The sequence below is a fragment of the Methylophaga sp. UBA1464 genome (assembly GCF_002325665.1).
Lineage (GTDB): Bacteria > Pseudomonadota > Gammaproteobacteria > Nitrosococcales > Methylophagaceae > Methylophaga.
In genome coordinates, this window is the sequence record NZ_DCSO01000060.1 from 18,904 (window position 1) to 19,182 (window position 279).

Here is a 279-nt window from a genome sequence, read left to right on the forward strand (position 1 = left end):
AGCAATGGTAACCCTACCGGATGAACATGCCGGGGAAGCAATGGTCTTCAAGCTTTATGACAAAGTAAGTTACGCCATCGTGATGAAAGCAACAACCTCCATGCACCTGTTTGACAAGGTGCGTTCCGCAGAATAAAGGAAACAGTTTGCATCGATTTTCCGCTTCGCAACTGTCCCTGGCATGTCAGCTGGCTTTACAGCGTATTCCCGGTGTCGGGCCAGCTACCTTTGCCAAACTTGTTCAACAAGTTAATCAGCCAGCCGATATCTTTCGTGAAG

1 pseudogene is annotated in these 279 nt (G+C 48.4%); it reads left to right on the top strand.

The annotated features are described in order from the left end of the window. Window positions 1-136: pseudogene (locus B3O33_RS16010) on the top strand (peptidoglycan-binding protein); the annotation flags it as partial. Between the last annotated feature and the right edge of the window lie 143 nt (window positions 137-279).